Source organism: Bradyrhizobium sp. CCBAU 51765 (genome assembly GCF_015291725.1).
GTDB classification, from domain to species: Bacteria; Pseudomonadota; Alphaproteobacteria; order Rhizobiales; family Xanthobacteraceae; genus Bradyrhizobium; species Bradyrhizobium liaoningense.
This window is the reverse complement of sequence record NZ_CP030038.1, coordinates 7,980,462-8,000,084: the sequence shown is the minus strand read 5'-3', so window position 1 is coordinate 8,000,084 and position 19,623 is coordinate 7,980,462. Positions and strand designations below refer to the sequence as shown.

Sequence of the window (19,623 nt, the reverse complement as noted above, 5' to 3'; positions counted from 1 at the left end):
CGAACTGGAAAATATCATTCTTCGCTGCGTTTCGATTTTTGAGTTTTTACACAGCCAGGGTCGAATACTGCCATCGCGGACGATGCCGCGATTGGTCAGCTCAGGGCCACTTCCGGACCTGCCCGTCGAACAACCTCAAAGTGCAATACCAGCTGATATTGATTTAGCGCAATGGCTGTGCGGGGCGGCTGCTCTAAATGGGGTTAGTCTGGAACTAGCTGACAGAGTGCCCACATGGACAATACTTAAGCGGCATTCCGCGACCAATCAGGCCGCTTTCCTGCTTAAGGCCTTGGGATCACCAGCGGCGATCTCGTTTTTGCGCTTTTATCTCGATGCTGATGCCAATCTATCGGAAGTCGATATGAGCGACGTTTTCGTCAGTTATGCGAACGAAGACCGAGCATGGGCCCAGATGCTTGCACGCGCACTGGAGGGCCGCGGCTGGTCAATCTTTTGGGATAGGACGATCCCGATCGGCAAGACATGGCGGGAGATTATCGGACGAGAACTTAAGGAGGCGCGCTGTGTCGTCGTGATCTGGTCCAAGGCCTCAATCGCATCGGGCTGGGTGCAGGAAGAGGCGGATGATGCAAAAAAACGAGGGATACTCGTTCCGGTGCTAATCGAAGGTGTTGAGCCTCCTATCGGATTTCGGAGTATTCAGACAGCGGACCTGTCGGATTGGAATGCGACGGAGCCTACCCAGGCGTTCCAGAGGTTGATTGACGATATTTCGCGGCTCATCGGGTCCCCGTCGACGCCCAAAGAGGCACCCCCCGCAGGACCACCACCAACTCCGCCACCGCTCCCGAAATGGCGCACCCGACGGTCGCTGGCGATTGGTGGCGCAATTATCGTAATAGGGGCTGTGTTTGCATATCAGTTCGTGGGGCCGCGAGATAGCCCGATCGTTGATGAGAATGGCCCCGTATATGCGCAGAGCGGAGGCGGCAAGGAGGTTGAGGCCGCGAGAGTCGAAGGTCAGCGGAACGGAGACATCAAGGAAGCACAGAAGATGACAGACCACGAGGAGGCTCGGGGGAGAGGAATCAACAACTATACGCTTCAAGTTAACCAGGACATCGATGGCCAAGACATCGTGGCGCCTGATGGCCAAGTAGGCATCCGTAGTTCGGACGTTAATGCGTGCGCCGTGCAGTGCGACGGGAATCCGTCGTGCGCAGCATTTAGCTTCGATCGCTGGAACAAAATGTGCTTTCTCAAGAAGACAATCGTGACCTCGCTGCTCGAGCCGCGTTCCGCAATCGGAGTCAAAAAACCTTCCGCGTTGCCGAACCGTTCGACGCTGCCAGTGCAACTGAGAACGGTGTACAAGCATCGCTTCTTGGCGCAGCCAATTGCAGCCGAAAACGTCTCCGATCTGAAGGCTTGCCAGGCATTATGCTTCAACGACCGACGGTGCGTGGCATTCAGCTTCTTGAAAGGGGGCGGACAGGCAAGGAACTGCCAGATCTTCGACAACGTGCAAGATGCATATATGGACGACCCTTCGGCGGACAGCGGCTGGAAAGAGCAGCCCCGCTAGCCCTCGTGCAACCGCATCCGTTGAAGCCGGTAGTGCTTGTGCAGAGAACCAAAGGCGCAGTAACGCCGCAAAAATCGACTGTCATCTAAACCAATCGAAGGTGCGAAGTTGCTGAGATCGATATTTCGCAAGAAATCCTCAGTACTAGCGCTCGCCGGACGACGGATCGACGGCGCGGATACCAATCTCTCTCGCTTTCCGCTTGAAAGCATCCCAGTTGTCCGGCGACGGCTTGCCGAGCTGTTCGCCAGCGAACACGCAGTTGCCCTCGTGAGCTCCGCAGCCTGCGGCGCTGACCTCCTTGCGCTCGAGGAGGCGGAGCGTCTCGGCCTACGTCGGCGCATCATCGTGCCGGCTCCGCTGGAACGATTTCGAGAAACCTCAGTGATCGATCGACCGGGGGATTGGGGCCGAGTGTTTGACCATCTCGTCTCAGCTGCTCAAGCAGCAGGAGATCTTGTTGTGCTCTCTGACAATTATCCCAATGATGATGACGCCTACGCCGCGGTAAACAAAGCGGTCATAACCGAGGCTAAGAAACTTGCACAAGGGGGCGCTCTGCATCGGCTCGTCGCCGCAGTTGTCTGGGAGGGGTCCGCCAGATCCGGGAGAGATGCAACCGCTCAGTTCCGTAAATTAGCCGCCGAGGTCGGCTTTGAAGGTCGGGTAATCCTGACGCGCTCTTCGGTCAACGAAGCACAGGACTACCTGCGAGGCCATGAGCTCCCGCCCGATCGAGTGAAGGACCTGGTGATCCGCCTAAAGAATGAGGACAGGTTCGGCGCGGCACGGAAAGTCCTTGCGAGGGTTCGTGAAGGACTAACCCCTGAAGCTACTCTTCGTGCTTGGTTTGCCCAGCAGCACGCGCTGTGCACTTACAAAGATCCTGATTTGCCCGTGTTAAAGGCCCTCGATCAATCGCTTGCTATCCTCAAAGGAGCCTTGGATATCGCGAATACCTCTGATCAGGAGACTCTCGGTATTCTGGGCGCCATTTACAAGCGCTGCTGGCAGGCCACCGGCCAAAAGGACCAACTGGAACGTTCCTATCACTACTACCGTCGTGGCTTCGATCTTGGTCCGGAGAAAGATTACGGCTATAGCGCGATCAACGCCGCATTCGTTTTGGACCAACTTGCCGACATAGAGATTGCTGAAGGGATGCCGTCAGTCGACGGACGCCGAATGGAGGCAAGGGCGATACGAGAGGCAGTAGTTGCGAAACTGTTGCCGTTATGCACCATAGACCCCATGCTTAACAAAAACTGGTGGTATCTAGTCACGGTTTCTGATGCGCTGTTTGGACTAGGCAGATACGACGAGGCCGAGAGCTGGCTCTTGGAGGCCAAAGCCCTCCCTAGCATCCCTGACTGGGAATTCCGGAGTACTGCCACACAGCTTGCGACGCTCTGTCAGCTCCAAAACCAAGGCATACCATCACCAAATGAGCCCGTGGTAGCGAAAGCTGCTAAAGCACTTGACGCTTTCGTTGGCTCCGCCGCCGCACGCGAAAGCGCGTTCATTGGAAAGATCGGCCTTGCCCTTTCTGGTGGGGGCTTTCGTGCTTCGCTCTTTCATATCGGGGTGCTTGCAAAACTGGCCGAGCTCGATGTTCTACGCCGTGTCGAGGTACTTTCGTGTGTTTCTGGTGGCTCAATCATCGGCGCCTACTACTACCTCCAACTTCGGGAGGCAATGGAGACTAATGAACTCGAGAAACTGAACGAGGTCGAACTACGCGAGGCCTACATTGAGCTAGTTCAGCGCGTAGCTGCGGATTTTCTTGCTGGCGTGCAGACAAATATACGGATGCGTGTGTTTGCCAACCCGCTTCCTCTTCTGCGTTCGATCGTTAACCGCGCCTACACGCGAACTGTTCGGCTGGGAGAGCTCCTGGAGACCGAACTGTTTGCGAGAGTGTGGACGAACGCTACGAGTGAGCGGAAACCGAAGAGTCCGTTGCTTCTTAGAGATTTGAGAATCCACCCTTTAGGAGGGGAAGAGGATTTCGAACCGAAGATTCACAATTGGCGCCGTCAGACGAAAGTTCCGGTGCTAATCCTTAATGCCACGACGCTCAACACGGGACATGCTTGGCAATACACAACGAGCTTTATGGGTGAGTCTCCTTGGGCAATCGATCCCAATGCGGACGGCACGAACCGGCTCCGAAGAATGTACCATGGTGACGCGCCACTGGAGCACCGGGAGACCCGTCTAGCTCAGGCTGTGGTGGCTTCTGCCTGCGTGCCCGGTTTATTCGAGCCAATTAGAATCGATGGGCTATACCGTCTGGAAGAAAGAGGTAGAAGGGCCGAGCCGCTCATATTGAGACACGTCGACGGCGGTGTGCATGACAACCAGGGGATCGCAAGCCTCTTCGAACAAGGCTGCAGCGTTGTTCTAGTGAGCGACGCCTCAGGGCAAACCGCGCTTGAGCCAGATCCTGGCGGGGGTACTCTGGCGCCGCTGACGCGGAGCAATTCGATTCTCATGGAACGCGTGCGGCAGGAACAATATGCCCGCTTAAACACCATGCAAAAGGGCGGGCTACTCAAAGGCGCGATGTTCATCCACCTAAAGAAGGATCTCGACGTCGTGCCGGTCGACTGGGTGGGATGCGAAGAGCCGCGTGACGATTCGAACCAGACAAACGAGCCGTTCACGGAATACGGCGTCCGGAAGGAGGTTCAGGAACTTCTTGCAGGAATTCGCACAGACCTTGACAGCTTCTCCGAAGTCGAGGCGTACGCCTTGATGGCAAGCGGCTATCGCATGACCGAGCACTACTTACCTCAAATTCAAGTTCTGCCGACGCACACGCAAGAAAGTGTCGAATGGGACTTTCTGGCCATCGAGTCGGTGCTGCGAGATTCCAGAACCTCGGATACAAGCTATAGACGCTTATTGCGTCTGCTGAGAAATGCCGGTAGCCGAATGTTCCGAATTTGGTCGCAGTCCCGTGTTCTACCCCTGATGACCTTGCTTCTTGCCGCTACTGGAATTGTGGTGACAGCCGCGTGGCTTATCTATGATGGTGGCCCGCCCCGAGTAACTGTTACGGTGAATGGGTGGATAATATTTGCGCTGGCTATTCTTGTTATTCCCCTGGCATCACCATTGGTTCGCGAACATGTGGGCCGAATCTCAATTGGACTTCTAAGCCTCGTTCTCTGGATTCCCGCGCAATTTCACCTTAGGGTGATTGATCGCATTTTCCTGAGTATGGGCCGGTTCAATCAACTGCAGTAAACTCGTTCGTCATGCGCCACACCGGGGATGAGGTGATGTCACATTCGAGGGAAACTTTATCTTCTTCTGTCACGAGTCAAACGTTACGCCGAACAAATTTCGTATGGCTCGCCGCTGGGTGCGGCACGCGAGTGCGTCATCTGGAGCCGAAACACTAGAGCCAACTGGGGCGACAGATAATGCGTGCGAGACTCCCTCGATCGCTGGGGAGCCTGATGGCCCGGCTGCCCGCAACCAGCTGAGACCTTAGATTTAAGTGGGGAAACTCGATGTGTCTCGGGGAAATTTATGCGGCATGAGTCACGCTAGCGCGGACTTAGAACGCGCATATCTATGTCGAGCAGATTGGTCGATCGCGCGAGATCGAGACAGTCACTCACCTTGGATTTGATCTTCTCGGCTTTGTTTTGAGCCTCCAGAACAGCACAATACTACACTGGTAGGTGCCGCGTCGAAGATCGAATCGTCTGACCGGCGTGATTGACGTCCACAGCCAACTCCTTGCCTGCTCATAAACCAGCATCGATTTCATCGAGGCTTTTCAACCGCTTGTCGGCTTAGTCCTCATTGCAGCCCTTTGGCGCGCCAACCAAGCGCGGGTTAGGGGCCGCATTGGGTCAAAACGCGAAGAACTTAAGTTTAGCAAATCTGGTCCGCGCTGCCGCGACGAGCGGACCTCCGTCAGACCCCACGCAACGTCGCAGATGGGCCACAAGCCGGGCACCTTAAGCCCGGTGCGGCCAGGGCAAAGCGCGCAGCGGGTATCGCAGGCCCTTGCTGAGCTGCCGGTGATCAAGCGATCAGGAGCACCGCCGCCTGCAGCCCCACGAGCCGCCGAACGGATTGTGCGCGGGACGCGGTCGCGAGCTCGACGACGCCAGTACTGAGCAACGGAAGGGGCTCCCGATCCCGATCCTTCCGATGCTGGCATTCTGCTCCTGTTTTGCCCGACGCAGCAACGGATTTCTGCCCGACGGGTCAATCGTCTCGGCAATGCCGCTAAGCCATTGATCCCACGAGGGCCGGCTACTGTGCATGGGGTTGTTTTCGCGTTTTTGTTTCAGCGGACCGAAACGACCGGTGTCGCCATGCCGATTTGTCACGGTGACGCCGCCGCACGCGGAGACAACAATCAGTCGGGGCGACCCGCGGACGTTTCGTCCTGACCTCGCGCGGCGCCCGTTTTCATTCATCCATTTTTCGGAGGGCCATCATGCAGGTTTACAATGTGGTGAAGTTCAGGGTGAAGCCCGGCGCGGAAGCCGCCTTCCTCGACGCGCACCGGGACGGGAAGGCCAAATGGCCGGGCCTGGAGCATGGCGTCATCATCAAGACCGGCGAGCAGACCTTCTGCCTCATCGGCACCTGGTCCAGTCAGGACGCGCTGGTCGCGGCACGATCGGCGATGATCAAGACCCTCGACAGTTTCAGGTCTGTGCTCGAGGACCAGGGCAACGGCCGCGGCGTCACCGATGCCGTGTCGGGGGCGGTCGTGCTCAGCATCTAGCAGGCGCGGCGCCCGCTACTTCATCACCCGCAGACCCTTGGTCGTGAACCGCTGCGTCTTGCCGCCCGGCCGCAGCGGACGCCTGGTGCCGGCGGCCTTGCCGGTGCCGGGCGGCTGGTGCGCCGGGACGAGCTGGTGCGGCTGCGAGCCGATCAGGTCGCGGCGGCCCATCTCGATCAGGGCCTCGCGCAGCACCGGCCAGTTGTCGGGGTCGTGGTAGCGCAGGAAGGCCTTGTGCAGGCGGCGCTGGCGCAGGCCCTTGATCGCCTCGACCTTGTCGCTGCCGCCGCGGCGTACGCCCCGCAGCGGGTTGACGCCGGTGTGATACATCGCGGTCGCGGTCGCCATCGGCGAGGGCAGGAAGGTCTGCACCTGGTCGGCGCGATAGCGGTTCTTCTTCAGCCAGAGCGCGAGGTTCATCATGTCCTCGTCGGTCGTGCCCGGATGCGCCGCGATGAAATAGGGGATCAGGTAATATTTCTTGCCGGCCTGCTCGGCCGCGGCGTCGAACATCCGCTTGAACTTGTCGTAGGCGCCGATGCCCGGCTTCATCATCTTGTCGAGCGGTCCGCGCTCGGTATGTTCAGGCGCGATCTTCAGATAGCCGCCGACGTGATGGGTGACGAGCTCCTTGATGTATTCGGGGCTCTCGACCGCGAGGTCGTAGCGCACGCCCGAGGCGACCATCACCTTCTTGATGCCCTTGGTCTCGCGCACCTTGCGATAGAGCCGGATCAGGTCGTCATGCGAGGTGTTGAGGTTCGGGCAGATCTCGGGGAAGACGCAGGACGGCCGCCGGCACGCCGCCTCGACCTTCGGGTCCTTGCACGCCATCCGATACATGTTGGCGGTGGGGCCGCCGATGTCGGAGATGACGCCGGTGAAGCCCGGCGTCTTGTCGCGGATCTTCTCGATCTCGCGCAGGATCGAGCCTTCCGAGCGGTTCTGGATGATGCGGCCCTCATGCTCGGTGATCGAGCAGAAGGTGCAGCCGCCGAAGCAGCCGCGCATGATCGTGACCGAGAACTTGATCATGTCCCAGGCCGGGATCTTGGCATCGCCATAGGACGGATGCGGGGCGCGCGCGTAAGGAAGGTCGTAGACCGCGTCCATCTCCTCGCTGGTCAGCGGGATCGGCGGCGGGTTCAGCCAGAGATCGCGGTCGCCATGACGCTGCACCAGCGGCCGCGCATTGCCGGGGTTGCTCTCCCGGTGCAGCACGCGCGAGGCGCGCGCATAGGCTTCCTTGTCGTGCTCGACCTGCTCCAGCGCCGGCAGGCGGATCACGGTCGGTCCGCGTTGGCGCGATGCGCCTTCGTCGGCGGAATCGAGATCGTCGGCGTGCAGCTCCGTGTAATCGGCAGGGACCTTGCGGAACAGCGCGACGCCCCTGATGTCGTCGAGCTCGCGCGGCGCTTCGCCGGCGGCGAGCCGCTGCGCCACCTCGACGACGGCGCGCTCGGCGTTGCCGTAGAGCAGCAAGTCCGCCTTGGCGTCGGCCAGCACCGAGCGGCGCACCTTGTCGGACCAGTAGTCGTAATGCGCGATCCGGCGCAGCGACGCCTCGATGCCGCCGAGCACGATCGGTACGTCCTTGAACGCCTCGCGGCAGCGCTGCGCGTAAACGATGGTGCAGCGGTCCGGCCGCCTGCCGCCTTCGCCGCCCGCCGTATAGGCATCGTCGCTGCGGATGCGGCGGTCCGCGGTGTAGCGGTTCACCATGGAGTCCATGTTGCCGCCGGTGACACCGAAGAACACCTTTGGCTTGCCTAGCGCCCTGAACGGCTCGGCCGAGTGCCAGTCCGGTTGCGCGATGATGCCGACCCGAAAGCCTTGCGCCTCCAGCAGCCGGCCGATGATCGCCATGCCGAAGCTCGGATGGTCGACATAGGCGTCCCCGGTCACCAGCACGATGTCGCAGGCGTCCCAGCCGAGCGCATCCATCTCGGCGCGGCTCATGGGCAGGAACGGTGCCGGCTTGCGCGGTTGCGCCCGGGCCATCAGCGGCTTTTCGGCGGTGATTATCTGGGTGTCCATGGCGCCTACGCATAGGACTCCGGACCGGCGAATTCAACCGATCGATGTGCTGCCACCGCCGATTGTGATGCCGTGCGGGACCGTGGCGCGGTCCCACACACCGATCGATCGAGCCCTTGCCATCCTCGCCTCGCTTTCGAGGGCGGAATCCATGGTTCTGGCGTCGCGATGCGCTAACCGGAGGTTCCATCCTCGCGACGGCGCCGATCGAATCTCGGCCATAGGAACCAACCGCGCCTGCGAACATTCTGTTGAGGGTTCGGCGCGGGCCTGCGTCGCGCCCGTCCGCATCATTCAGGCGTCCGCTGACGTCGCCTCTGGCGATGGGGGATTTGTGAGCACGGTCATAGAGAACTTGCTGTTGCGGAAGCAGAAGCTCGTCGAACAGCTCGAGAAGGCGCCGTCGGTCGAGGACCGCGATAGAATCGAGCACCAGCTCGAGCAGATCAACACCGCGCTGGATTTTCTGGACAGGCCGGAAGCGAAGGAAGGCCGGTAGACACGCTCAATCCACTTTCAGCGCTTTTGCGTAGACGATTCCCGAATTGGTGATGTGCGTCGTCATCAGGCCGTCGAAGGCGGCGAAGTCGCCGCGTGCGAAGAAATCGAGCAGCTTGCGATGCTCGTCGAACGACGTGCGGGTGCGCACGTCGATCGGCGAGGTCAGATTGGTGCGGAGCGCGGCGACGCGGCCGGAGACGAGCTGGTAGGATTCGGCGAGGTAGCGGTTGCCGCAATGGGCGAACAGCGCCTCGTGGAAGGCGGCGTCGGCGCGGCCATAGGCGATGTTGTCCTTCGCCGTGACCGCCGGCTCCATCGCCGCGATGGCCGCGCTCATGGCCGCAATCGCACCGTCGCGATCGTGGCGGAAGGCAAGCTCGGCCGCCTTGGGCTCCAGCGCGATGCGGAAGGTGCAGAGCGCATCGATGTCCTCGGCGCTCGGCGTGAACACGAAGCTGCCGACCTGCGGCCGGATCACGACGAGGCCTTGCGCCTGCAACTGGCCCATCGCCTCGCGCACCGGCGTGCGGCTGACGCCGAAGGAATTCGCCACCATCTCCTCGGAGATGGCCGCTCCAAGCGCGAACTCGCCTTCGATGATCGCCTGGCGCAGCCGCAGCATCACCCGCTGCGACAGCGATTTCGGCGTATCGAGCCTGAGCGATCGCATGGCGCGCTCAGATCACCTTGCCGGGATTGAGCAATTGTTCGGGATCGAGCGCAGCCTTCAGCGTCCGCATCAGCGCGATCTCGGCCTCGCTCCTGGCATGACCCAGCCACTGCTTCTTCAGCGTGCCGATGCCGTGCTCGGCGGAGACGCTGCCGCCCATGTCGCGGACGAGACCGTAGATGATCGCGTCCATCTCCTCCTTCGGCTGCTGCGCGACCGAGAGGCCGGCGACCCAGGAGACGAGATGCAGGTTGCCGTCGCCGATATGGCCGTAATAGACGCTCTCGCAGCCCTTGATGCCGGAGGCCAGCGCGGCCTTGCAGCGCGTGACGAACTCGTCCATCCGCGCCACCGCAAGGCCGATGTCGTAGGAGATGTGCGGTCCCAGCACCTGGCCGAACTCGGCGCAGATGTCGCGCACGCGCCAGAAGGACTGCGTCTGCGCCAGCGACTGCGCCACCGCGGCGTCGGCGAGCAGCCCGCGTTCCATCAGCTCCTCGAGCCAGTTTTGAAAGCGCGGTGCGTCCAGGCTCTCGTCGGTGCCTTGCGCCTCGACCAGCACGTAAAGGCCGTGACCTGCCGCGACCGGCGGCTTCACGCCGGCGCGATTCGTGATCACGTCCCAATAGTCCGGCCACATCACCTCGAACGCCGACAGCAGCGGACCGAGCCCGCCGCGCGCCGCATCCAGCAGCGCGACCACCGCGGCATAATCCTTCAGCGCGCAGAGCGCCGCCATCGTCGAGCGCGGCTTGGGAAACAGCTTGAGCACCACGCGGGTGATGATGCCGAGCGTGCCTTCCGAGCCGATGAAGAGATGCTTCAGATCGTAGCCGGCATTGTTCTTCATCAGCTTGTTGAGGCTGGTGATGATGGTGCCGTCGGGCAAAACGACCTCGAGGCCAAGTACCAGCTCCCGCGTCATGCCGTAGCGGATGACGCGGTTGCCGCCGGCATTGGTCGAGAGATTGCCGCCGATGGCACAGGAGCCGCGCGAGCCGAGATCGAGCGGAAAGAAGAAGCCGGCTTCGTCCGCAGCCTTCTGGATCGTCTCCAGCGGCGTGCCCGCCTTCACCGTCATCGTCGCGGAGGCAGGGTCGATCTCCTCGATGCCGGTCATGCGCTCCAGCGAGATCGCCACCCAGCCGGCTTCGGGCGAGGCGCCGCGGCACAGCCCGGTCAAGCCGCCCTGCGGCACGAAGGGAAGCCGCGCCTGCCGGCAGGTCGCAATCGCATCGGCCACGCCCTGCGCATCGAGCGGCCGGATCACCGCAAGCGGCGTCTGCGGCAGGCTCGCGCTCCAGTCGTTGCAATTGCGGGCGGGCACCTCGCTGCCGGTCAGCACCGCGGCCGCGCCGAGCCTGTCGCGCAACGCGCCGAGCAGCTGGTCGCGCTGTCCGGCGGGGGTCACCATGTCCATGCGAGACCTCCTCAATATTTCCGCTGCGCTCATGGCGCCGGGATTTGCATCCTTCTTGTATGTAAGGTACAAGGTGGAAAGTAAAGCAAAAACAGGATCCCGGTAAGCGCGGAAGATCGTTGGAGATCAGCGGCTTAGTTCGGGGCGGCAGCAAAGGGCGGTGTGATGACGGAGGCAATTCGCGGGTTCTGGGTGGCGTCGGCGACGCCGCTGGCGGCCGATGGCAACGTGGATCACGCCCGGCTCGCCGCCCACGCCAGGCAACTCTTCGGCAAGGGCGTCGACGGCGTCGTCCTGTTCGGCACCACCGGCGAAGGCACCTCGTTCAATGCCGGCGAACGCGTCGCGACGATCGAAGCCATGCTCAAGGCCGGCATAGCGCCGGAACGCATCGGAATCGGCGGCGGCTTCCCCGCCATCACCGACAGCATCGCGCTGACGCGCGCCGTGCTCGGCCTCGGCCTGCGCCACGTGCTGCTGCTGCCGCCCTATTTCGACCGCAACGTCACGCCCGAGGGCATCGAGGATGCCTTTGCCGCGATCATCGATGGTGTTGCCGACGAACGGCTGCGTGCCTCGCTCTATCACATCCCGCAGGTGTCGGGCGTCGCGATCCCGACGACGGTCGCCGCGAACTTGCGCAAGCGCTACGGCAAGCAGGTCGCCGGCTTGAAAGACTCCAGCGGCGACTTCAAGCAGTTCCAGGCATTCCGCGCGGCCGCGCCCGAGCTCGCCATCACCGTCGGCAATGAGCCCGACATCGCCCGCGCGGTCGCCGCGGGCGGCGCCGGCACCATTTGCGGCATGGCCAATATCGTGCCGGAGCTGGTCAAGGGCATGCTTGACGGCAAGGATGTCGAGGCGCGCATGCAGGCAGTGGCGGACGTTGTGGTGAAGACGCCGTCCCTGGTCGCGACGTTGAAGGCCATCCTCGCGGCGCAGACAGGCGATACAGGCTGGCTGCGCGTGCGCCCCCCGCTTCGCGCGTTGTCCGACGGCACCGCGCTCAAGCGGAAGCTCGACGCGTTGATGGCGCCTGCCATCGCGTGAGCCCGCGCAAGATCGCGACGCGCCGCCGCGAATTCGCGTGCTGCGTGCCGCGCTCGGCGAGACGGCCATTAGAGATTGCCGTTCAGCGCCGACCCCTTCTTAGAACCATTCAATACTAGAGCGATTCAAGCCCGCCTACGGTTCCGCTCGCGCTCCATGCCTGTTAGACGCGCCAGCTTCAATGCAGTGTCTGACTTGGAAGTGAATCGAACGTGCGTGCTCATCCGGATGGCCGCGACAGCGGCCATAAAACTCGTGCCGGCAAGAGCCGTGCCCGTCTTCTCATCGGAGCGGCCGTGCTGCTCGCTGAATGTCCCTCGAACATGATGACCGCGCAGGCGCAATCGGCACTGCCGCCGGTGACGGTGGAAGCGCCGGCGCAGCGGCCGAAGCCGGCGCGGGCATCGGACCAGTCTTCACGCCGCCCGCAAGCCGCCGCGCGCCAGCGCAGTCGCACTGCCACGTCCGCTCCTGCGGTGCCGACGCTCTCGGAGCGCGCCGCTGCGGAAGCCGCCGCACAGCAAGCCGCAAAGCTCGGCTACCGCGCGATGCCGAGCGCGACCACGCTGCGCAGCGGCGCCTCGCCGCTCGACACCTCGCAGGCCGTCAACATCGTGCCGGAGCAGGTGTTGAAGGATCAGCTGCCGCGCAACATCGACGATGCGCTCGTCAACATCTCGGGCATCACCCAGACCAACACCCTGGCCGGCACCCAGGACGCCGTGATCCGCCGCGGCTTTGGCGACAATCGCGACGGCTCGATCATGCGCAACGGCATGCCGCTGGTGCAGGGCCGCAGCCTCAATGCCGCGGTCGAGAGCGTCGAGGTGCTGAAGGGCCCGGCCTCGCTGCTCTACGGCATCATGGATCCCGGCGGCATCGTCAACACCATCAGCAAGCGCCCCGAGCTTTACCAGCATGGCTCGGTCACGCTGCTCGGCTCGACTTACGCGAACAATCGCAGCGGCGCCGACGGCACGCTCGACGTCACCGGCCCGATCGGCGATCAGGGTCTTGCCTATCGCTTCATCGGATATGGCGTCAGTGAGGATTACTGGCGCAACTTCGGCCGGCACCGCGAGATGCTGGTTGCGCCGTCACTGGCATGGTACGGAAAGGACACGACGGTCCAGCTCACCTATGAGCACCGCGAGTTCATTTATCCGTTTGACCGCGGCACGGCGTTCATCAACGGTGCGCCACTGGCGATCCCGAAGACGCGCAGGCTCGACGAGCCCTACAACAACATGTGGGGGACGTCCGACCTGATCCAGGCCTCGGTCGAACATCGCATCAACCAGGACTGGAAGCTCTTTGCCGGCTACAGCTACAACACCGAGACTTTCAGCGCGAACCAGCTCCGCATCACCGGCGTCAACGCGAAGACCGGCGTCGAGACGCGCAGCAATGACGGCACGCAGGGTTCGCTGAGCAATTCGAGCTATGGGACGTCCTATATATCGGGCGGGTTCTGGCTCGGCGACATGCGCAACGAGGTGCTGTTCGGCGGCGACGGCCAGTATCGTACCATCTACCGCGACAAGCTAATCCGGCAGACGGCTCCATCCTTCAATGTCTACGACCCCGTGTACGGCCTGATCGGGCCGGGCACGACGGTTTCGAATAGCGACAGCGCCCAGACCGACAAGCTCGGCCAGTGGTCGCTGTTCTTCCAGGACACGCTGCATCTGACTGAGCGTTTCGCGCTGGTCGGCGGGGTGCGCTACATGGATTACGATCAGCTGGCCGGCCGCGGAAAGCCCTTCATCACCAACACCAACGTGTCCGCCGACGCAGTGCTGCCGCTCGGCGGCGCAATCCTCAAGCTCACCGACCAGCTTTCGCTCTATGCGAGCTACACCCAGTCGCTGAAGCCGAACTCGACCATTGCTCCGCTCAGCAACGGCGGCGGCGTCGTGCTCGGATCGAACATCGCGCCCGAGGAAGGCACGCAGTACGAAGCCGGTCTGAAGTTCGATCTCGACAAGCGCCTCTCGGGTACGCTCGCGGTTTACGATATCGAGAAGCAGAACATTCTGGTCAGCCAGCTCAACACCGCAACCGGTCTCAACGTGTACACCGCGGCCGGCAAGGCGCGCTCGCGCGGCGTCGAACTCGACGTCACCGGCCGCCTATCCGACAACTGGAGCATGATCGGAAGCTATGGTTACACCGATGCGCGGGTGACCGAGGATCCGATATATGCCGGCAAGCAGTTGCAGAACGTGGCCATGAACACAGCCTCGCTCTATCTGGTCTACGATTTTGGCACAGCGCTTCCCGGCCAGCTCAGGCTCGGCGGCGGCGCCCGCTATGTCGGCGACCGGCCCGGCGATGCGTTGAACACGTTCGTGCTGCCGTCCTATGTCGTCGCCGATGTCTTCGCGACGTATGAGACGAAGCACCAGACACTGCCGGTCATCTATCAGCTCAACGTCAAGAACCTGTTCGACACCGTCTACTACACCTCCGCCCAGAACAATCTGGGCGTCGCCATCGGCGATGCGCGACGGGTGTCGCTGTCGGCAACGGTGAAGTTCTAGCGATGACGGTGCGGATCGGGCATACGGTCAAGGCCGTCCTGTTCCAGGTCCATTCCATCGCCGGACTCGTGCTCGCGCTGGTGCTCGCCCTGATCGCGCTGACCGGTGCGATCATGAGTTTTGAGGACGAGATCGTCGACCAACTCAGCGCCGGGATCATGCAGGTCGCACCGCGGCAAATCCCGGCGCTGATGCCGGATGCGCTGGTCGCGCGGCTGCAGGCGGCGCAGGACGTCGGCAAGGTCTCGGCCGTCACGCTGTCGAGCGATCCTGCGGCAGCGGCCCATGTCCGCTTCGCGCGGGACGAAAGCGGTGGTCGGCCGGCCTCGCTCTTTGTCGATCCTTACGATGCGCGCGTGCTGGGCTCGCCGCGCGGCGAGGCGTTCTTCGCAACGGTGCGCAGGCTGCACCGTTGGCTGCTCATTCCCGGCGACGGCAAGGGCTGGGGACGCCCGATCACCGGCACGATCGCATTCGGCCTGATCGTCATGCTGGTCTCGGGCCTCGTGCTGCGCTGGCCGCGCCGGGCCGGCAGCGTGAAGATGTGGCTGAAGCCAAATCTCGGGCTCAGCGGCCGCGGACTGCACCGGTCGTTGCATGCCGTGATCGGCACCTGGGTCCTGCCGATCTATCTGGCGATGACGCTCACCGGGCTGTATTTCTCCTTCGAATGGTACAAGGACGGCGTGACCTGGCTGCTCGCACGTCCGCACGCCGCCGCCGGGAAGATGCAGCCTAAGATGCCGGCGAAGCCGCCGCGTACGGCCAGCTCCGAGCCGGCGCCGCCGATCGGATTCGATCAGGCTTGGACGACGTTCCAGCGCGAGGAGGGCGACCGCTTCTCCAAGGCGTTGCTGACGCTGCCGGCGCAGGGCACGACGATCCGCATCCGGTCGTGGGGGAAGGCGTCCTTGCTCGAGACCACGCGCGATGAATTCCGCATTGATGCCGTCACCGGCCGGCTGGTCTCCGCCGAGCGCTATGCCGACAAGACCTTCGGCGAGAAGATCATCGCGGCCATCTACGACGTCCATCGCGGCGCGATCCTGGGATGGCCCGGCAAGCTCGCGTTCATGATGGCCGCCGTCTTGATGCCCTTGTTCTCGGTGACGGGAATCCTGCTCTATCTGTCGCGCCGCAAGCTGCGCCGCCCGGCGCAGCCGCCGCTCGGGCAACTCGTTCCGGGCGAGTGAGCCGAGAAGGCTAGCCAACGCGCTCTCAATCGTTCAAAAGCCCATGGCCTGTCCTTCCCAGGGTCCATGCCATGAAGATTCCCACCGTCAGCCCCGCCGATATCCGCCGCGCCCTGCTTCTGCGCGAAGAAATTGCGCTGCTCGATCTCCGATACGAGGCGGCCTTCGCCACCGGTCATCCGCTGTTCGCCGCCAACATGGCCGTGGATCGGATCACGGTCGAGGCCGAGGTCAGGCTGCCGCGCAAGGACGTGGCGATCGTGCTCTATGATGACGGGGAGGGGCTGGTCGCGCCCGGCGCCGCGCGTCTGGCTGTACTCGGCTACAGCAATGTCAGCGCACTCGACGGCGGGCTGTCGGCCTGGCGCGCGGCGGGTTTTGAGGTGTTCGAGGACGTCAATTCCTATTCAAAGGCGTTCGGTGAGCTGGTCGAGTCGCGCCGCCACACGCCCTCGCTCAGCGCCGACGAGGTGGCAAAGCTCATCGCCGACAAAGCCAACATCGCCATCCTCGACGTCCGCCGTTTCGACGAATATGCGACCATGAACATCCCGGGTTCGGTGAGCGTGCCCGGCGCCGAGCTGGTGCTGCGGGCCGGGCAGGCCGCGCCCGATCCTGAAACCACCATCATCGTCAACTGCGCCGGCCGCACCCGCTCCATCATCGGCACGCAGTCGCTCATCAATGCCGGCGTGCCGAACAAGGTGCGCGCACTGCGCAATGGCACGATCGGCTGGACGCTGGCGCGGCATACGCTCGATCGCGGCGCCGACAGGCGCGGCGCGATCGGCCCGTTCGAGGACGGCCCCGCCAATGCCCGCGACGTCGCCTATCGCGCCGGTGTTCGCCATATCGGTGCGAACGAGATGTCGGCGCTGGCCGCGCAGACCAATCGCACGCTCTATCGTTTCGACGTGCGCGACGCCGAGGACTATGCGGCCGGCCATCTTCCCGGCTTCCGCCACTATCCTGGCGGCCAACTCGTCCAGGAAACCGACATGGCCGCGCCCGTGCGCGGCGCGCGCATTCTCCTGACGGACGACAAGAACATCCGCGCCGACATGACGGCGTCCTGGCTGGCGCAGATGGGCTGGGAAGTCTATGTGCTCGAGGGCGGCTATGACGGTGCGCTCGACGTCGGACGGCCGCACGTCCTGCCGAAGCCGGATCCGGCACACCGCTACCGCCGGCCCTATGAAGGCACTGATGTGGCCGAAGCTGCGATGCAGGCCTATCTCGACTGGGAATACGGCCTCGTCGAGCAGCTCCGCCGCGACGGCACGCATGGGTTTTTTGTGATTTGACGGAGCTGGTGGGATGCCAGGTCCACCCATCGCCTCGCCATCTTCTCCCCGTATCCGACCCCTATTGTGCTGCACATCCTCCACGGTCTATGAGCTGCGGCAAAGCTGTGACTTACGGAGATTTCATGTCAGCCCCAGGCCAAAGCCCCGAGCGAAGCGCCAAGGCGCTGCTGCTCGAAGGCGTCAATGACAGTGCCGTGGACCTGTTCAGGAGTGCGGGTTTCACCAATGTCGAGCGGCTGACCAAGGCGCTGGACGGCGAGGATTTGCGGCGGGCGATCAAGGGCGTATCGCTGCTCGGTATCCGCTCGCGGACCCAGATCACCGATGAGGTGCTCGCGGCATCGGACCAGCTTCTCGCCGTCGGCTGCTTCAGCGTCGGCACCAACCAGGTCGATCTCCTGGCTGCGCGCAAGCGTGGCATTCCCGTGTTCAATGCCCCGTTCTCCAATACGCGCAGCGTCGCCGAGCTCGTGATCGGCGAGATCGTGATGTTGCTGCGGCGGATCTTTCCGCGCTCGGTGTCGGCCCATCAGGGCGGCTGGGACAAGTCGGCGACCGGCAGCCGCGAGGTGCGCGGCCGCACGCTGGGCATCGTCGGCTACGGCAATATCGGCTCGCAGCTCTCGACGCTGGCCGAAGCCATGGGCATGCGCGTGATCTACTTCGACCGCACCGACAAGCTCCGTCACGGCAACACCGAGCCGGTCGAGAAGCTCGAAGAGCTGCTGGCGCAGAGTGACGTCGTCAGCCTGCACGTGCCGGAGACGCCGGAGACCGCGGGCATGATCGGCGAAAAGGAGCTGCGGGCGATGAAATCAGGCTCGTTCCTGATCAACAACAGCCGCGGCACCGTGGTCGATCTCGACGCGCTCGCCGGCGCCCTGCGCGATGGTCACCTTGCCGGCGCGGCCGTCGACGTGTTTCCGGTCGAGCCGTCCTCGAACTCCGATCGCTTCAAGAGTCCTATTCAGGGCCTCGAGAACGTCATCCTCACCCCGCATATCGGTGGTTCGACCGAAGAGGCCCAGGAGCGCATCGGCGGCGAGGTGGCGCGCAAGCTGGTCGACTATTTCATCACCGGCTCGACCATGGGCGCGGTGAATTTCCCGGAAGTGCAATTGCATCTTCGCCCCTCCGGCGCGCGCTTCAGCCACGTCCATCGCAACGTGCCGGGCATGCTGCGGCGGCTGAACGAGGTCTTCCTCCAGCGCGACATCAACATCGCCGCGCAATATCTGGAGACCGCCGGCGACCTCGGCTATGTCGTGCTCGACGCCGATCTCGGCGGCCAGGATTCCGGCGAACTGCTCCAGCAGATCCGCGCCCTTGACGGCACCATCGGCGCGCGGCTGGTGTTCGAGCACTAAAGCGTTTTCGAGCGAAGTGGACATGAAGAAAGCGCGCCAACCAGAATCTAGAGCCATTTCCGTTCCGATCGCATCAGAACGGAAATAGCTCCAGACTACCCCACGTTCCGGTTGCAACTTGTAGCAACTGCTCCCACACTGTCGTCGAATTCGGCCCGGTCAAAAATCGCGTCGAATTTGAGCTTCAGTTGCGTGAGTGTCCGCCATGGAACGGGACGCCGTACTGATTGATCTTGCGCTTCAGGGCGGCGGTTCGCACGGCGCCTTTTCCTGGGGCGTGCTCGACCGTCTTCTGGAGGAGAAATGGCTGGAGATCGCCGCAATCTCCGGAACCTCCGCAGGCGCGATGAATGCGGCGGTTCTGGCGGACGGCTGGACAGCCGGCGGCGCCGAGGGCGCGCGAGAGGCGCTCGACCGATACTGGCGCCGTGTCTCGAAGGCTGCGGCCTTCAGCCCGCTACAACGCTCTCCGCTCGACCGCTTGATGGGGCGCTGGACCCTCGATACGTCGCCCTTCTACATCCTCACCGATTTGATGTCGCGCGTGCTGTCGCCCTACGACCTCAATCCGACCGGCTACAATCCGCTGCGCGCGGTGCTGGCCGAGAGTATCGATTTCGAACGCCTCGCGCGCTCGCCGATCCAGCTGTTCATCACCGCGACTCGGGTGCGCACCGGGCGCGGCCGCATCTTCCGCAACGCGGAGATCACGGCGGATGTGCTGCTGGCATCGGCCTGCCTGCCGACCATGTTCCGCGCGATCGAGATCGACGGCGAGCCCTATTGGGACGGCGGCTTTGCCGGCAACCCGACGATCACGCCGCTGGTTCGGGAGAGCGACGCGCACGACACCATTCTCGTCCAGATCAATCCGACCGAGCGGCTGGAGGAACCGCGGACGGCTGCGGAGATTCTCAACCGGCTCAACGAAATCTCATTCAACTCGCCGCTGATGAAGGAGCTGCGCATGATCGCGCTGCTGCGCCAGGCGGCCGATCCGGGCAGCGGCGAGGGCGCGCGCTGGGCGAAGATGCGCACACACCGGATCAAGAGCGACATGCTGGCGAAGTTCGGGGCTTCCTCGAAGCTCAACGCGGAGTGGGAGTTCGTCTCGATGCTGCGCGCCGAGGGACGCACGGCCGCGGACGACTTCCTCGCCGAGCACGGCGCGGAGATCGGCCGTCGTTCGACCGCAGATTTCGATGTCCTGCTGTCGGAGTGCTGAGG

At 63.0% G+C, this 19,623-nt stretch carries 13 protein-coding genes; 10 read left to right on the top strand and 3 right to left on the bottom strand.

All coding sequences use genetic code 11. The annotated features are described in order from the left end of the window. The first annotated feature begins 226 nt into the window (after positions 1–226). From XH96_RS37085 to XH96_RS37075, 3 genes are all read left to right on the top strand, one after another. Complete coding sequence (locus XH96_RS37085) at positions 227–1,549, top strand: TIR domain-containing protein (RefSeq protein ID WP_194390206.1); 1,323 nt, start codon at positions 227–229, stop codon at positions 1,547–1,549. A 270-nt stretch (positions 1,550–1,819) separates the two neighbouring features. Next, a complete protein-coding gene (locus XH96_RS37080) occupies positions 1,820–4,801 on the top strand; it encodes a tetratricopeptide repeat-containing protein (RefSeq protein WP_194390205.1) in 2,982 nt (993 codons plus the stop codon). A 1,213-nt stretch (positions 4,802–6,014) separates the two neighbouring features. Then, positions 6,015–6,308, top strand: coding sequence for a DUF718 domain-containing protein (locus XH96_RS37075; RefSeq protein WP_194390204.1), 294 nt, complete (start codon positions 6,015–6,017; stop codon positions 6,306–6,308). Positions 6,309–6,323: 15 nt separating this feature from the next. Here the strand turns inward: XH96_RS37075 and XH96_RS37070 are convergent, their stop codons facing one another. Continuing rightward, complete coding sequence (locus tag XH96_RS37070) at positions 6,324–8,345, bottom strand: YgiQ family radical SAM protein (RefSeq protein WP_194390203.1); 2,022 nt, start codon at positions 8,343–8,345, stop codon at positions 6,324–6,326. Positions 8,346–8,496: 151 nt separating this feature from the next. On the opposite strand from XH96_RS37070, the gene XH96_RS37065 reads away from it, so the two are divergent. Continuing rightward, on the top strand, positions 8,497–8,844 hold the full coding sequence (locus tag XH96_RS37065) for a hypothetical protein (protein ID WP_194394426.1): 348 nt from the start codon (positions 8,497–8,499) through the stop codon (positions 8,842–8,844). A 6-nt stretch (positions 8,845–8,850) separates the two neighbouring features. Here the strand turns inward: XH96_RS37065 and XH96_RS37060 are convergent, their stop codons facing one another. Both XH96_RS37060 and XH96_RS37055 read right to left on the bottom strand, forming a co-directional pair. Further along, positions 8,851–9,516, bottom strand: a complete 666-nt coding sequence (locus XH96_RS37060; protein ID WP_194390202.1) for a GntR family transcriptional regulator — start codon at positions 9,514–9,516, stop codon at positions 8,851–8,853. 7 nt (positions 9,517–9,523) lie between these two features. Next, positions 9,524–10,936, bottom strand: coding sequence for an FAD-binding oxidoreductase (locus tag XH96_RS37055; protein WP_194390201.1), 1,413 nt, complete (start codon positions 10,934–10,936; stop codon positions 9,524–9,526). Positions 10,937–11,101: 165 nt separating this feature from the next. Here XH96_RS37055 and XH96_RS37050 point away from each other — a divergent pair, with 165 nt between their 5' ends. The 6 genes from XH96_RS37050 (at position 11,102) to XH96_RS37025 (ending at position 19,621) form a co-directional block, all read left to right on the top strand. Beyond that, positions 11,102–11,986: a dihydrodipicolinate synthase family protein gene (locus XH96_RS37050; RefSeq protein ID WP_194390200.1), complete on the top strand. Its 885-nt coding sequence runs from the start codon at positions 11,102–11,104 to the stop codon at positions 11,984–11,986. A 212-nt stretch (positions 11,987–12,198) separates the two neighbouring features. Further along, a complete protein-coding gene (locus XH96_RS37045; protein ID WP_194390199.1) occupies positions 12,199–14,529 on the top strand; it encodes a TonB-dependent siderophore receptor in 2,331 nt (776 codons plus the stop codon). A 2-nt stretch (positions 14,530–14,531) separates the two neighbouring features. Then, the gene (locus XH96_RS37040; protein ID WP_194390198.1) at positions 14,532–15,722 is read left to right on the top strand and encodes a PepSY domain-containing protein; all 1,191 of its coding nucleotides are present in this window, start codon (positions 14,532–14,534) and stop codon (positions 15,720–15,722) included. Between the two features lie 71 nt (positions 15,723–15,793). Then, the gene (locus XH96_RS37035) at positions 15,794–17,026 is read left to right on the top strand and encodes a rhodanese-like domain-containing protein (protein ID WP_194390197.1); all 1,233 of its coding nucleotides are present in this window, start codon (positions 15,794–15,796) and stop codon (positions 17,024–17,026) included. A 125-nt stretch (positions 17,027–17,151) separates the two neighbouring features. Further along, entirely contained in the window at positions 17,152–18,396 is a 1,245-nt protein-coding gene (gene serA / locus XH96_RS37030; RefSeq protein ID WP_194390196.1) for a phosphoglycerate dehydrogenase, read from the top strand. A 205-nt stretch (positions 18,397–18,601) separates the two neighbouring features. Beyond that, positions 18,602–19,621: a patatin-like phospholipase family protein gene (locus XH96_RS37025; protein ID WP_194390195.1), complete on the top strand. Its 1,020-nt coding sequence runs from the start codon at positions 18,602–18,604 to the stop codon at positions 19,619–19,621. Positions 19,622–19,623 lie beyond the last annotated feature (2 nt).